The 238-nt window shown below is 53.8% G+C and carries 1 pseudogene; it reads left to right on the top strand.

The features are described 5' to 3' along the window. A pseudogene (pyrG, locus tag V5P19_RS24425) lies at nucleotides 1-238 on the top strand (CTP synthetase); the annotation flags it as partial.

Below are 238 nucleotides of genomic sequence, written 5' to 3'. Positions count from 1 at the left end.
CGGCGCAACCGTGCAGGTTATTCCGCACATCACTAACGCAATCAAAGAGCGCGTGCTGGAAGGTGGCGAAGGTCATGACGTAGTACTGGTAGAAATCGGCGGTACAGTAGGTGATATCGAATCCTTGCCGTTCCTCGAAGCGATTCGCCAGATGGCTGTTGAAATTGGCCGTGAGCACACTCTGTTTATGCACCTGACGCTGGTGCCGTACATGGCAGCGTCTGGTGAAGTCAAAACC

Source organism: Enterobacter sp. UNJFSC 003 (assembly GCF_036903355.1).
In the GTDB taxonomy this organism is placed as follows: Bacteria; Pseudomonadota; Gammaproteobacteria; order Enterobacterales; family Enterobacteriaceae; genus Enterobacter.
The sequence above is the reverse complement of the archived record's forward strand: the minus strand, read 5'-3'. Positions and strand labels throughout refer to the sequence as shown.